Source organism: Streptomyces sp. NPDC048211, assembly GCF_043202315.1.
Lineage (GTDB): Bacteria > Actinomycetota > Actinomycetes > Streptomycetales > Streptomycetaceae > Streptomyces.
The window spans coordinates 240,483-252,735 of sequence record NZ_JBIDAD010000002.1 but is presented as its reverse complement, the minus strand read 5'-3'; the positions used below and the strand labels follow the sequence as shown (position 1 = coordinate 252,735).

Here is a 12,253-nt window from a genome sequence, read left to right as displayed (position 1 = left end):
CCCATGCAGACCGAGCCGTACTCCACTCCGTCCGATGCCCTGATGCACCTCGGCCCCGGACTTCCGGATTACGTCACCCCCGCTGAGCTCGACCAGCTCATCGACGGCACCCTCGCGCCCGCCGTCATCGCCGACCGCTACTACGACGACATGGGCATCGCCGACGGCGAGGTGAACGTCGGCACAGACGAGGCCGAAAGCCGCGCCGACCTTCTCGGCTTCGTGCGCGGCGAAATCGCCGATGCCATCCAGCAGCGCAAGGACATCGCCCGCGACGAGGCGATGGACGAGGAACTACAGAAGCTACGCACCCACGACAACCGGGCGCACGCCGAGAAGCTGGACATCATCGACAATGCCCAGGCCCTCGGCGCCACCAAGGCCGCCATCGCGCACACCCTCGGAATCAGCCGCGTCACCCTCGACAAGATGCTCCGCGAGCGCGAGGACCGCGCCCTCTTCAACGAGGCCATCTACACGCTCATCCGCCGCGACATGGCCGGCTCGGACCAGGTGGAGCTCTTCGAGGCGCTCGGCATTCGCGACACCTCCGGGCAGGCCAGCGTCTTCCTTACCGGCCTGTCGACGCAGACGCTCGACGACCTGCGCGAGGGCGAGCGTGAGCTCCTCGACCGCGCCAAGAAGCGGGCCCGCGAGTTGACCTGAACGCCACACAGCACTGCGCCCCGCTCTCATTCGAGGGCGGGGCACAGTCGCCAGGCGTCGCCTACTCGCCGTCGGCATCCCCTGCCGTAGCCAAGTCGGACAGCTTGCGCAGCAGCAGGTTTGTCTGCTGCTCCATCAGGCCGGCACGCTCACCGCTGAGGTCGTCGAAGTGCCCGTGTGCCGCCGCATTGCGGAGGCCGCCGCACTGCGCCACATCCTTAACGTCCTGCCCGGAGAAGAGGCCCGCGGACCGCAGCAGCTGGCTATATGAACTGAGCGAGGGGCGCTGATTCTCGGGCAGGGAGAGGCTGCGTGCTTTTGCGGTCGCGCGCAGGGCTGTCTCCAGGGCTGCACCACACAGGACGATCGCTGCGGCCGGGTGAGCCTTCCGGTCCTCAACGAGCCGTCGCACCTGAGCCATGACCTCCGTGCTGACAGCGCCCACCTCTGCTCGTGCCCGGACCCCTGCGATCTCCGTAATCCCTGCGTCGACTTGGTCAGCCCATGCGGAGAGAAGATCCCCGAGATAGTAGGCGCCGGTCCCCATGGACTTGTTGTCGCCCTTGGACTCCCAGATGTGAATGGCCCGCACGTACCAGCTACTCTCCGCACCCGCGTACTCGCGCAAGAACTCAAGCGCCGCCACAGCCCTGCCGTAGATGACCCCCTCGCTGCTCCCCCGGGGCTCCCAGTACCCGCCGCCGTACTCACCAGCCACCCAGTTCATGTCCAGTTTCAGCTCGGCCGATAGCTTGCGGGCATAGCTGAGCACTCGTTGTTGATCCACCGCCGCCCCTCCCTCACTTGCCACCCTTACGTCAGGCAGGGAGACGGTAGCGCCTACCACTGACAACGACGCGGCAGGTACGGCGACGACATCTCGCGCATCCCCCACGTGTTGGTCACAACTCCGTCACCACCGGAACATCTCGCTCCCCTGCCTCATTTCGCGACGCTACGGTCATGCCCTCACGAAGCACCCTTGGGGGACACAATGCGCACCCGCACGCTCGCTGCCGTTCTCGGCTGTCTGGCCGTCGTCACATTGACCGCCTGCGACCCGGCTACTCCGGCGGCTCCGACCGCCACCCCGACACTTGCTGCGACTACGGCTGAACCGGCGCCGTCCGCGAAGAAGAGTGACGAACCTGCCGAGACGGGGACCGTCGCGAACTTCGTCGGGATGGGACTCCAGTCCGCGCAGGACAAGGCGCAGGCCGACGGCTTCTACCTCCTCAAGTCGCATGACAGTTCCGGTCGGGACCGGATGCAGGCCTTCGACCGGAACTGGAAGGTGTGCTCGCAGAACTACGCAGCGAGGAAAACGATCCCCACGGACACCGAGTTGGACTTCGGAGCCGTGAAACTGGAGGAAACCTGCCCGGCGACCGACCAGAAGGCGCCGGAGGTGGAGGGCGGCAAGATGCCCAGCCTGGCCGGCAAGTCCGTGAAGGCCGCCCGCGGCGCCCTCGACTCAGGGACGTCAATCAGCGTGACCGATGCCAGCGAGGACCGCATGGTGCTGATGGAGAGCAACTGGCAGGTGTGCACTCAGTCGCCGAGCCCGGGGGCCGCTCTCAACGGTCAGCCGGTTGAACTGACAGCCGTGAAGTTCGACGAGTCCTGCCCGTAGACGCACCAGCTGTAGCCGCTGGCTTCAGGCGCGATGATGCCCCGTTGCCCGAAAGGGTGCCGGGGCATCCAGGTCTTTACTTCGCCTTCTCGTTCAGGCGGCGTCGCTGGGCGCGCAGCACCATGCGTGTGGCCTGAAGGAGCAGCCCGGCCATGGTGAGCAGTAAGGCCGTGCGAATGATGCGGAGCACGGTGGCTGCTGTTCCTTCCAGCCCGACTGCGGTGATGAGCACGGTGTACAGGCCGAGGCCGCCGATGGCTCCGGCGAACGTCATCAGGTACCAGCCGATGGCTGTCGACCGCCAAGGGGCCACACGCCAGTACGTGATGACGAACGCAGTGGCGCAGGCGGCAACGAGACCGGACACGGTCAGGTTGGCGAGCTGGGCGGGGCTCACGTTCTGCCCCCTTCTATTGCTGCGCGGAACATCTCCGCGAAATGGTTCCGCTCTCGTGCCGCCCGCAGTCGCGCGGCGGCCCGTCGTACCTCCGGCCGGCGTTCCTCGGCGTCGCGCCTGTCTGATTCGGCGCGTTCAAGGGCGTGGGAGGCTGCCTGCTGTCCGGCGGATGTGGGCCGGTTACGTCGGCGGTTGCGCAACGTCCATCTCGTCATGGGCCTTCACCTCCCCATGAACGGGGTGGGGTAGTGCGGTGAGGACCCGGTCGGCGGTGCGGGACAGTTCGAGGAGTTCGCCGACCTGTTCACGTTCCAGGCGGCGTGCTTCTTCGGAGGTACCGTGGGCGGCCCGCCAGGTGTTGCGTTCTTCCAAGAGGTCGTCGTAGGTGCGTCTCGGGACGAGGCGTCCGGTGAGGACCATGAGGACGACCAGGGCGAGGAGGGCGACAGCCCCGCCCTGTGCGATGTCGATTCCCATCAGTTCTGCCATGTCTCGCCTCCCCTATCCCTGCCGTCTTCAGGTGCTGGCGGGCGTGGAGCCCTTGAGGGGGCTGGTCCGCTCCATGGGTGTGGAGGAGACGGGGGCGGTGACCTCGCGGTGTTCCCACAGGGCGACGGCACCGGAGACGAGCGCCATCCAGCCGGCCTGCTCCTGCGCGCTCAAGTCGAGGCCGAAGCCGAGGAACAGGGCCAGTGCCGCCTGGGCGAAGTTGACGATGGCCGCACCGACGGCTCCGTCGCGGAGGACGACGGCCGAGGCGATGGCCACAGCGCAGGCCAGCACCGTGTTGATGAGGGTCTGCTGGGTGTCGGAGACGTCGAGGCCGTAGGCGGCGCCGAGCTTCAGGACGATGGCGATGAAGGCCAGGATGTAGACGGGTTCTCTGCCGAAGAGGCGCATCAGGACTCCTTGGTGTTGATGTTGACGTCGATGACGGCTGTCTCGACGGCGGTTTCGATGGCTGCCGTGACTGCGGCGACGATGGTCTTGGTGTCGGCGCCCTTGCCGACCTGCCCGGCCAGTGCGGTGATCGCGGCACTCATTGCGGCGACCCGCTTGTCCGTCGACCGGACGCGGGCTTGCAGGTCCTTGAGGATGTTCTGCGGCTGCCACGTCGGGTTGGTCTTGTGGTCCGCTGCGTCCGCCGGCCCGGCGATCTGATCGGGCTTCCAGACAGCGTCGAACACGTCCTGTTTCGTCATCCCCGCCATGGGGCCCTCCTCGATCGGGTTCTTCCAGGTGGGGTCGGCGGACGTGATGCCGCCGGGGTAGTCGGGGTAGCCGTAGCCGTACACGTAGGCGTCCCGGCGCTGGCGGGTCTTGCGGTACACGCCATCGCCCTCGGCCGAGCCCGAGCTGTTCGTGTTGCCCTCGATCGTGGTGATCGTGTTCGCGTCGTAGGCGATGACGATCCCCGTGTGAGACCCGCCGCCCGGACCGAACATGACCTGCGCACCGATCGCCGGATACTCCGACCACCGGCCGCGCTGCTTCCACCAGTTCGTCGCCGTCGCGCACGACGCGGTCACCGGGTACGACCCCCTCGGCAGGCCGGCCGTCTGGAACGCCCAGCTGACGAACGTCGCACACCATGCCTGGTAGTCGGACCACTCCAGCCCGGGCACGGCGGACGAGTACTTCTGCTTGTTGTTCCAGTGGCCGCCGCTGAATCCTTCGCGGTAGCCGACCTCACTCTTAAGGACGCGGGCCACATCGGCGAACCTGCCGGCCATCAGACGCGCTCCGGCCAGTGCCAGCCGCCGCCCTCGTGCGAGCCGTCGGCCTTCGGCTCGCCATGGGTCACCTCACGGTTGAAGAACAGTCCCTCCGGATTCAGCACCGCGAGATCCACGAGGAACTGCCCGTGCACCGCAGTGATGACGGCGGCCCGACACTGCGAGGTGTACTCCCCGCCGGGGGTGCCGTAACTGACGTAGTGGACGATCCGGCCGACGGCCGGTGTTGGTGCGTGCATGGGTGCCTCCTGTGTGGGTGTGCGGGGCGGGCACCCCATACAGCCGTTGACCTTTGAATCATAGGCTCTAGGGTCGAGTATGCCTACGATTCCCAGGTGTTAGGGGTTATGCTCCCCTCGGGTCGTTGCTTCACCGCGTCGCGGCCCCTGCGGCTGGCCTGGCCGTGCGGGTCTAGGCCAGCCGCCCAACCCGCACCCACCCGCACGGGAGTACCTATGGACCGCAACGACGGCTACGTCCCCGACGGCCTGCACCTCGATGGCCGCCCCCATTTCGTAGAAATCGCACCGCCCCGCAACGGCCAGTCCGTCCTCGCGCGCGAGACCTTCGGCCTGGCCGACCGGCGCAACCGCGAGAACCAGCGGCAATGGGTCGACGTCTCCGGCAACGGCACCCACTGGTCCCAGTTCGACGGGCATCGCATCCAGGTCGACATCGAGTTCCACACGACCAACCGCCGCGAGGTCAACGACTGGAAAGGTCGGGACGAGATCCGCGCCGAGGGGACATGGACTCTCGCTCTCGCCCGCCAGCAGGTATGGGAGGGCTTCCTGCACCGCTCCCCGCTCGATCAACTCCTGGAGGTTCGGCGCATAGCTCTGCTGCTCCAGGGGCACGACGCCATCAACTGGCGCGACGCAACATCGGTCGCTGAGCAGCTTGCTGGCCGCCGGGTCTACTACCAGCGCACTCCAGCCGTCGTGTCCAGCGCGAGTGTCTTGTCGCAGGGCTGCGTGATGCTCAAGCCTGTCGGCGTAGCAGAGTTTCCGGCCCACATCTCCAGCATCGACAAGGGCGAGGAAGACGGCTGGGACCGCGACGAGGTCAAGGTCGACTTGCTCAGCAGTGACGTCTGGTGGTGGCGGGACAAGCCCGCCGGGGACGAGGAGACCCCGCATGCCTGACGTTCAGGGCCGTTGCCCTGCCTGTGGCGGTGCCAGCTTGTTCCTCGGTGAGGGCGGGCACGTCACCTGCTCCCGCATCGAATGCCCCGAGCCGTCGGCCGCCGACGAGCTGCTGCACGGATTGGAGGACGGGGTTCTCCGCCTCTTCCGTGGCGACTTCGGTACGCGCTTGATCCTCCGGGCCCTTGAAGCCCATGAGCCTCGCCACAGCGAGGCCCAGCTCGCAGCCGACGCCAAGTTCCTTGCCGGCATTAAGAAAGACCAAGCCGAGCCCTTCCGTGAGGCATTCTCGTCATTCCCTCCCGCGCCCGGTCGTGCAGGAGACGCCCTCGCTGCTCTCGGCCGCCGGATACCGGAGGCGCTGAATAGGGGGCTGGACAGCGACGACTACGCCCTCACGCCGTCGGCATCCGAGCCGCCCGTGGTCGGCACTGCACGCATCCAACTGGACGTGACCGCTGCGCCCTCCATCAGCACCGAGGAGTCCCCCGATGCCTGAGCCGTCCGATCCGATGACCGTGCTCGCCGCCGCTGCCGCCCAGGTCCACGAGCTGTACCAGTCCTACGTGGACGCCGGGTTCACGGAGCAGCAGGCCCTGGAGCTGACGAAGACCGTCCTCATCACAGGTGCCGGGGGCGCGTCGTGAGCTTTGAGCGGACGTTCGAGGAGTTCGTGGAACGGCTGATACGCCAGGAGGGTCCAGCAAGGGCGTACCAAATCGCGGTCCCGTACTGCCGCGAGTTCGCCCGCGACTGCCGGAACCAAGCAGGCGCAGCCTCGGAGAAGGCGACCGTACTTCGGCGACTCGCGGACCAAATGGACCCTGACCTGCGCCCCGTGCACGTTGTTGCGGAGACCGTTCGGGACTTCGAATCTTGGTGCCGGGACAACGACCGGCGCCCCCGCGACCCGAAGGTTCGCCACGTGACACGCCCAGATCAGCTCCGAGGGATTCGGTGCCAGCGCGTCGAACTGTGCGGCAGGTACTGGCGTATCCCGGACTGGCCCGAGCTGGCCACCATCATCCGCGCCCACGAGATGCTCGCCGATGCTGAAGCGCTCAGCTTCGCGGACACCGTCGCTAGCAACTTGGCAGCGGTACGCAGAGCCCTGACGGCCGCCAATAGCGACGAGCCCTCACCGTGGCTGACCAAGCAGACAGCGGATGACGTGGTGCACGCCGTACCGTTCGACGACGGCATCGTCCATGACTTCGCCCCCGACTGCCTCTGCGGTCCCGCTCCGCAGGTCGTCCCGGGCGGGGTCATCCACGTGCACGCGAGCCTCGCCGGCCGCGAACATCAGGAGACGCCATGAGGACCCGCAGTCCGTGGGAGGAAGCAGTGCGCGCCGGGTACTGTGCCGCCGTTTCAGGGCTACGTGCCACCGCGTCGGCGGCCAGCGCCGTAGTGTCAGCGGTGAAAGCCCGCGCCGCCGAACTGATGGCGCGGGCCGCCGCTACCCTCGCCCGACGCGGACGCTGAGCTGCTGCCCATAGACGGCCCGGTACTGGTCCGGCGTCCATGCCCTGCCAGCAGCCAGGAACACCGGCTCCACCCGGGCCCCGCCAGCAGCTTCGGCGTCCGCGACGAGAACCCACCCGATGACGGCACCGCCCGGTGGGGCTTCGGACGTGTCTGTGCCGAGCGGGGCGGACACCTGGGCCATCCACCCTGCGTCGGCAGCCACGAGACCCGAGACTGCGCCAGGTGCGGGGGTGCCGGGTACAAGCGCCGGCATCAGAGCTGGGTGATGACGAGGTTCCGCCAGTACGGGCGGGTCGTCACATCGGTCACGGACCCGTTCGACAGGCCGCAGTAGCCCCCGCGGTATGTGGTGTCCGCGATGGCCCCCGTGGTCCAGCCTGTGCTGTCGGTTCGTTTCAGTTCGACAGTGGTCGGCGTCACGTTGATCTGGAACGACATGGCGGTGTCCGCGACCGGGGCGGCTGTTGCAATCGTCGACCCAATCTGGGTGCCTGTCGTCGACCCCGCCGTGTGCCGGTACAGCTGCATGTCGCCGGATGCCCGCAGCACCATGTGGTAGCCGCCGGTCGCGTTTGACGTGCCGAACCGGTAGGCGTCGTCGGCGACCTTGCCGAAGTAGAAGCCGCCGTGGAGCGTCGAGGCCGGCAGAACCTTGTACTTCATGTCGAACACGATCCGGTACCCGCCTGCCCCCGCCTGGATGGGGCAGTAGGTGCCCACCCCGTAGGACTGGTTGGGGACGGAGGCGATGCTGACCCAGCCGACGTCGGGGGCCGGGGCGAACACGAGGGCGTAGGTGCTGTCGTAGTCGATCGTCGGGGTGCCGCCGGACTCCTTGACCTGCAAATCCCAGCGGGATGCGGTGCGCTGCGGGAGGGCAGACGACACGTACCGGGGGTCGGACGACATGATGCCGACGACACCGAACCCTGTCAGGCGCGCGGCCTGAGAGCGGCGGTAGACGGGCCAGGCGAACACCGGCTTGCCGCGGGCTACGACTTGTTGCACCCGCAGGTCAGTGAACGTGGTCTGGACGCCCCAGTAGTCGACCATGCTGTCCTTGCCGTCCATGGTGGCGTCGGTGGTGCCCACGTCCAGGTAGACCCAGGTGCGGTAGCCGCGCGACTTCGCCCACGGCAGCGATGCCGTCCCGATGTGGGCTTTCCAGACGACGGAGTTCGGGGCGTGCGGGTAGTACGTGTCGAGGAGGTTTTCCAGGGGGACGACGGCGTCGTTGCCCTTGGCCTCCAGCAGGATGATGACTTTGCCGAGGAACTCGTCCAGCACCTGCCTCAGTGGCACCAGTGGCTGCTCCGCCCAGCCAGCCCCCAGCATGGGCTTGCTGACGGTCAGGACTTGCTGCCCGATCTCCTCCGTCGTGAACGTGTTGACGTTCCCGGTCCGGTTCGTGGTGCGGTCCATCGTCGCGTCGTGGATGCACCACAGCTCACCGGACGCGTCGACGTTCACTGAGATTTCCAGGGGGAAGCCCTGTGCCGCGCTCGCCCGGTAGCCGGCCAGGGTGTGCTCCGGGCGCACCATGCCCCCGCCGCGGTGAGCGAAGTAGCGTGGGAGCAGGGCGGTTACGCCCTGAAAATAGTGGTCAACGGTCGTGATCGCGTTCGGCAGGTAGAGCCCTGCAGCGCTGGACGCGGCGGCACTGATCGCCAGTTCCTTCGCGCTGGTCGCCTTCGCGCTCGCGTCATCCGCCGCCCCCGCCACCAGCTCATCAAGCTGCCCGGCGAACGAGGCCACAACGTCGGCCGGCACCATGACGTAGCGGCGCCCGTACCCGAAATCGACGAAACACGCGGTGACCCCATCAGGGCCGTAGAAGGTGACGGCCCCGTCGATGGCCGCAGCCACAGACGATATGGGGCTGCCACTGATGTCGATCAGGTCGGTCAGCTGGGTTCCGCCGGTGACGGAGTCCCAGACGGTGCCAGTGGCGCCGGGGCGCAGGAGGAGCTGGTTGCCGACTCTTTCCATGGCGTAGTCGCTGGTGGAGCCGCCGAAGAGGTGCCGCATGCGATGTTCCTTTCAGGCCTGTTCAGGCGGTCCAGTAGGTGCCGGTGAGGGTGAAAACGTCGTCGGTGCGGATGTTGAACGGCGTGTTGGTCGACAGGTCCTGGCTGCTGGGGGCGCCTGCGCTAGTGGACCCGTTTTGCATCGGGTATCGGATGCGGGCGATTCGGGACGTCGATTCTGTGGGGTAGGTCAAGCCGACGCCCTGAACGGAACCCTCCCCATTACTGCTGGACAGGTGCCAGGTGAAAATCGAGCGGGTGAGCGAGGTGCAGGGGTAGCCGGGCGGAAGGGTGACCTGGAGGGGGTCGGCGTAGCCCGGCGGGTTCCCGGCCGGGACGAGATGTATGGCCACGTCAACGAGTCGGCCCCGCACCTGGTATCGAGCGGTATTCGTGGACCCCGAGCCCCAGTTGACGGTGCTGCTGCCGCACGTCCAGACGGGCGCGTATGTGCCCTCCTCGACGCCCCCGGTGGCGAGCCATTTCCAGTCCGCGCCGTCACCCAGAAGCAAACTGGTTCCCTCGACGAGCAGCTGACCTTTGATGCTGGGCCGGCGGGCGCCCGGTACTCCCGGTGCCGCACCCCGGCCGGTGAACCAGCGGACATCCTGAACGCCCGCGACGGCGACTACGGACGTGCCCGGGGCCACCGTGCACTGGGCCACGGGGATTTCGTAGTCGCCGCCCTCGTCGGATGCCAGGGTGGGGGCGCTCGTGCCGCCGGTTCGGTAGAAGGCTCGGACGGTTTTGCTGCTCATGCTGGCGCGCAGCACGACCATGTCGACGCGGGCAACCGAGCCGGCGTTCGCGGTGACGGCCAGGTTTTTGGCTGTGTCGTTGCTGTAGTAGAACCCGTTCACGAAGGCCTCGCCCACGGCCAGGCTGACGTTGCCGGTTCCGTTTCCGGTGACCTTGAGGGCGGTGCTTGCCGGGCCGTCGCCGTGGATTCCGTCGATGCCCCAGCGGCGGGCCATGCGGGACCACTGGGATTGGGTGGCGATGGGGCTGCCGTCGAACGGCGCCGAGAACTCTGCCATCAGGCGGCCTTCCTTGTCTTGAGCCTGCCCACGTCGCGCTTGACCTGGGCGATGAGCTGGTAGATGCGGGCAACAGCCCCGTCACCGCTGTCTGTGCCGACCGCGGCCTTGACGGTGGTGCCGTCGAGGGTGCAGGTGAGCGTCACTTCGCGGACGACGTCCGTCATCCACGCTGTGCGGACCTGGGCTGACACGGTGTCGCCGACTGTGTAGTCGCGCCCGTACCGCAGCAGCGGGATATCGATTGGCGACATCGACAGCGAGCCCTTCCCCGCTCCGGAGGTCAGCGCCTCCTCGGCGGCCTGGTCCATCTGTGCGGTCAGGTCCACCGACGCGGTGTCGACCGAGGTGAGGTCAACGAACTGCTCGATGACCAGGCTGGGGAACAACGGGTCGGTGCGGTCGTAGGTCTTGCAGACCCGCGGGGTCGACTGGCCTCCAGCGACGACGAGGGCGCGGGTGCAGCTGGGTGGTGTGGTGGTGTATGAGGCGTCGGTGAGGTTGCCGAGCCCGAATGAGAAGCGGGCGATGCCGGACCGATCGGTGGGCGCGTACACCTGGAACTGCAGCCCGGTTCCGACCTGGATGACACGGATACCGAGTCCGGCCGCGTCAGCTATGTCCGTGAGGACTGTGAGGAGCGAGTCGAACTGGTTGACCTGCCGGGTGATCGTGGGACCGCGGCCGCCGTCAGCGGCCAGGGTGAGCAGCGGGTTCTTCCGGCCGGTGAGGGCGCCGGGTCCGGCGTTGGCGTTGACGAGTGCGCGCATCGCGGTCTCCGCCTTCACCGCGCTGATCTTGTAGACGGCGGAGGCTTGGGATCCGATCGCGGCGGCCGGGTTGGGCCAGCACGTGTACTGGGCCAGGAGGGCGGTGTCGCTGACTCCGGTGACGGTGAGCTTGCCGGCGCCGCCATCGGACTCGGACCGGGACCAGTCGACGGTACGGATCGGCCCGGAGTCAACAAGGTCTCCTGCCGCGGTACGGATGATCAGCCCGTTCCCCTCCACAAGGAGGTCGGCCTTCGCGGAGTCGGCGCTGATCTCCATGGTGTACGCGCCGATTGCGTTGTACCGGGGGATGACGGTCAGCGACGTGTAGTCGTCGACCTGCCCGACGCGGGCGAGGGTGGCGTCGCGCACATAGACGCGGAGCACGGTGTCGGTCACGGAGGCCTCCTCTCAGGCGGCGAGGTATCGGGGCTGGTACGTCATGGAGACCTGCGTCGCGGACGTGGACCCTGCGACGGTCAGCGACAACTGGTTCGTGTCGACCTCCAGCGGCCACAGCGACGAGTCGGTGGACAGGTTCGGCCACAGGTTTGTGACCCCGTTGAGGAGGGCGGTCTGGCGGCGCTCCCGCGTGTCGATGACGATCTCGTCCGATCCGGTGATGGTGCGGGTCAGGACAAGGGTTTGCCCGCTCGTCTCGTTGGTGAGAGTGACCGCCGTGGCAGGCCCGGTGATCGTCCAGACAGGGAAGGCGTCGTCGTCGCCGTCGTTGTCGACAGTCACCTCGCCCAGCACCTGCGAGTCGCCAACAGTGAGCGGCAGGAACGGGAAGAAGTCCCCGCCGGCCGCGGTCGCCCACTCCTGCGTGACCGCGTCCCCCAGCCAGTACGGCGACGGAGCGGAGAAGGTCAGCACGCTGATGCACCAACGGGCGCCGGCCGCATCGAGGGACTCGTCCCCCTCCAAGCCGTCGCTGTAACGGACACCAATAGTGCGGGCCGCCCCGTCAGGCTGGGTGAGCGTAAGGGTGCCAGGGCCGCGCTTGGGGTTGAGCGACCGGATCAGGCTGCGGCGGCGGGCCAGGTAGGCGGCGCGGCTGTCATTCGCCCAGAACGCGATCGGAATGGAGATGGTCTTCCCCTGGGCGCGGACCTGCCGCACCTCGTACCCGTCAATGCCCGGGGACTCGTCCTGTGTGATCGCGTATCCCGGCATGTCCAGCCCCTTGCTGCCGGGCTGGACGACCCATCCGTTCTCCCAGTCGGTCAGCGTCGTGACCCGGCCGCCCGGGTCGGTGAACGCCACAGTCGGCATCTCGACAAGGCGGGGCGGCCACTCCCACGGGGGCTGAGGCTCACCGGGGACAGTCGTCGGTGTGACGAGGATGGGCATA

At 67.6% G+C, this 12,253-nt stretch carries 16 protein-coding genes; 6 read left to right on the top strand and 10 right to left on the bottom strand.

What is annotated here, in order from left to right; translation table 11 throughout:
- The first annotated feature begins 3 nt into the window (after window positions 1-3).
- Complete coding sequence (locus tag ACGFZA_RS07985; protein WP_393678107.1) at window positions 4-666, top strand: hypothetical protein; 663 nt, start codon at window positions 4-6, stop codon at window positions 664-666.
- Window positions 667-727: 61 nt separating this feature from the next.
- Here ACGFZA_RS07985 and ACGFZA_RS07980 read toward each other — a convergent pair whose 3' ends face one another.
- The gene (locus ACGFZA_RS07980; RefSeq protein WP_393678105.1) at window positions 728-1,453 is read right to left on the bottom strand and encodes a hypothetical protein; all 726 of its coding nucleotides are present in this window, start codon (window positions 1,451-1,453) and stop codon (window positions 728-730) included.
- Between the two features lie 195 nt (window positions 1,454-1,648).
- On the opposite strand from ACGFZA_RS07980, the gene ACGFZA_RS07975 reads away from it, so the two are divergent.
- Window positions 1,649-2,299 (top strand): hypothetical protein, encoded by a 651-nt coding sequence (locus ACGFZA_RS07975; RefSeq protein ID WP_393678103.1) that lies wholly within the window; start codon window positions 1,649-1,651, stop codon window positions 2,297-2,299.
- A 76-nt stretch (window positions 2,300-2,375) separates the two neighbouring features.
- Here the strand turns inward: ACGFZA_RS07975 and ACGFZA_RS07970 are convergent, their stop codons facing one another.
- From ACGFZA_RS07970 to ACGFZA_RS07950, 5 genes are all read right to left on the bottom strand, one after another.
- Window positions 2,376-2,696, bottom strand: coding sequence for a hypothetical protein (locus tag ACGFZA_RS07970; protein WP_393678101.1), 321 nt, complete (start codon window positions 2,694-2,696; stop codon window positions 2,376-2,378).
- Window positions 2,697-2,876: 180 nt separating this feature from the next.
- Entirely contained in the window at window positions 2,877-3,185 is a 309-nt protein-coding gene (locus ACGFZA_RS07965; RefSeq protein WP_393678099.1) for a hypothetical protein, read from the bottom strand.
- A gap of 27 nt (window positions 3,186-3,212) precedes the next feature.
- Window positions 3,213-3,596, bottom strand: coding sequence for a hypothetical protein (locus tag ACGFZA_RS07960; RefSeq protein WP_393678097.1), 384 nt, complete (start codon window positions 3,594-3,596; stop codon window positions 3,213-3,215).
- Window positions 3,596-4,429 carry a CHAP domain-containing protein gene (locus ACGFZA_RS07955; protein WP_393678095.1) on the bottom strand — a complete coding sequence of 278 codons (834 nt, stop codon included), beginning with the start codon at window positions 4,427-4,429 and terminating at the stop codon, window positions 3,596-3,598. Before ACGFZA_RS07955 ends, ACGFZA_RS07960 begins: the two co-directional genes overlap by 1 nt.
- Window positions 4,429-4,671, bottom strand: coding sequence for a hypothetical protein (locus tag ACGFZA_RS07950; RefSeq protein ID WP_393678093.1), 243 nt, complete (start codon window positions 4,669-4,671; stop codon window positions 4,429-4,431). Before ACGFZA_RS07950 ends, ACGFZA_RS07955 begins: the two co-directional genes overlap by 1 nt.
- Window positions 4,672-4,887: 216 nt before the next feature.
- Between ACGFZA_RS07950 and ACGFZA_RS07945 the strand changes: the two genes are divergently transcribed.
- From ACGFZA_RS07945 to ACGFZA_RS07930, 4 genes are all read left to right on the top strand, one after another.
- On the top strand, window positions 4,888-5,577 hold the full coding sequence (locus ACGFZA_RS07945; RefSeq protein WP_393678091.1) for a hypothetical protein: 690 nt from the start codon (window positions 4,888-4,890) through the stop codon (window positions 5,575-5,577).
- Window positions 5,570-6,076: a DUF6085 family protein gene (locus tag ACGFZA_RS07940; protein ID WP_393678089.1), complete on the top strand. Its 507-nt coding sequence runs from the start codon at window positions 5,570-5,572 to the stop codon at window positions 6,074-6,076. Before ACGFZA_RS07945 ends, ACGFZA_RS07940 begins: the two co-directional genes overlap by 8 nt.
- Window positions 6,069-6,224, top strand: a complete 156-nt coding sequence (locus ACGFZA_RS07935; RefSeq protein WP_393678087.1) for a hypothetical protein — start codon at window positions 6,069-6,071, stop codon at window positions 6,222-6,224. The genes ACGFZA_RS07940 and ACGFZA_RS07935 overlap by 8 nt, the downstream gene beginning before the upstream one ends.
- Before the next feature lie 278 nt (window positions 6,225-6,502).
- Window positions 6,503-6,895: a hypothetical protein gene (locus tag ACGFZA_RS07930; RefSeq protein ID WP_393678085.1), complete on the top strand. Its 393-nt coding sequence runs from the start codon at window positions 6,503-6,505 to the stop codon at window positions 6,893-6,895.
- 422 nt (window positions 6,896-7,317) lie between these two features.
- Here ACGFZA_RS07930 and ACGFZA_RS07925 read toward each other — a convergent pair whose 3' ends face one another.
- From ACGFZA_RS07925 to ACGFZA_RS07910, 4 genes are read right to left on the bottom strand one after another with little or no spacing between them, the layout of a single operon-like run.
- On the bottom strand, window positions 7,318-9,093 hold the full coding sequence (locus tag ACGFZA_RS07925; protein ID WP_393678083.1) for a glycerophosphodiester phosphodiesterase: 1,776 nt from the start codon (window positions 9,091-9,093) through the stop codon (window positions 7,318-7,320).
- A gap of 22 nt (window positions 9,094-9,115) precedes the next feature.
- A complete protein-coding gene (locus ACGFZA_RS07920) occupies window positions 9,116-10,129 on the bottom strand; it encodes a hypothetical protein (RefSeq protein WP_393678081.1) in 1,014 nt (337 codons plus the stop codon).
- A complete protein-coding gene (locus tag ACGFZA_RS07915; protein ID WP_393678079.1) occupies window positions 10,129-11,298 on the bottom strand; it encodes a siphovirus ReqiPepy6 Gp37-like family protein in 1,170 nt (389 codons plus the stop codon). The genes ACGFZA_RS07920 and ACGFZA_RS07915 overlap by 1 nt, the downstream gene beginning before the upstream one ends.
- Window positions 11,299-11,310: 12 nt before the next feature.
- The gene (locus tag ACGFZA_RS07910) at window positions 11,311-12,252 is read right to left on the bottom strand and encodes a phage distal tail protein (RefSeq protein WP_393678077.1); all 942 of its coding nucleotides are present in this window, start codon (window positions 12,250-12,252) and stop codon (window positions 11,311-11,313) included.
- Window position 12,253: the final 1 nt, after the last annotated feature.

What these genes read in the sequence shown, in the direction of transcription:
- ACGFZA_RS07985 (WP_393678107.1), top strand. Translation starts at nt 4, where the DNA reads ATGCAGACCGAGCCGTACTCCACTCCGTCCGATGCCCTGATGCACCTC.
- ACGFZA_RS07965 (WP_393678099.1), bottom strand. Translation starts at nt 3,185, where the DNA reads ATGGCAGAACTGATGGGAATCGACATCGCACAGGGCGGGGCTGTCGCC.
- ACGFZA_RS07960 (WP_393678097.1), bottom strand. Translation starts at nt 3,596, where the DNA reads ATGCGCCTCTTCGGCAGAGAACCCGTCTACATCCTGGCCTTCATCGCC.
- ACGFZA_RS07955 (WP_393678095.1), bottom strand. Translation starts at nt 4,429, where the DNA reads ATGGCCGGCAGGTTCGCCGATGTGGCCCGCGTCCTTAAGAGTGAGGTC.
- ACGFZA_RS07950 (WP_393678093.1), bottom strand. Translation starts at nt 4,671, where the DNA reads ATGCACGCACCAACACCGGCCGTCGGCCGGATCGTCCACTACGTCAGT.
- ACGFZA_RS07945 (WP_393678091.1), top strand. Translation starts at nt 4,888, where the DNA reads ATGGACCGCAACGACGGCTACGTCCCCGACGGCCTGCACCTCGATGGC.
- ACGFZA_RS07940 (WP_393678089.1), top strand. Translation starts at nt 5,570, where the DNA reads ATGCCTGACGTTCAGGGCCGTTGCCCTGCCTGTGGCGGTGCCAGCTTG.
- ACGFZA_RS07935 (WP_393678087.1), top strand. Translation starts at nt 6,069, where the DNA reads ATGCCTGAGCCGTCCGATCCGATGACCGTGCTCGCCGCCGCTGCCGCC.
- ACGFZA_RS07925 (WP_393678083.1), bottom strand. Translation starts at nt 9,093, where the DNA reads ATGCGGCACCTCTTCGGCGGCTCCACCAGCGACTACGCCATGGAAAGA.
- ACGFZA_RS07920 (WP_393678081.1), bottom strand. Translation starts at nt 10,129, where the DNA reads ATGGCAGAGTTCTCGGCGCCGTTCGACGGCAGCCCCATCGCCACCCAA.
- ACGFZA_RS07910 (WP_393678077.1), bottom strand. Translation starts at nt 12,252, where the DNA reads ATGCCCATCCTCGTCACACCGACGACTGTCCCCGGTGAGCCTCAGCCC.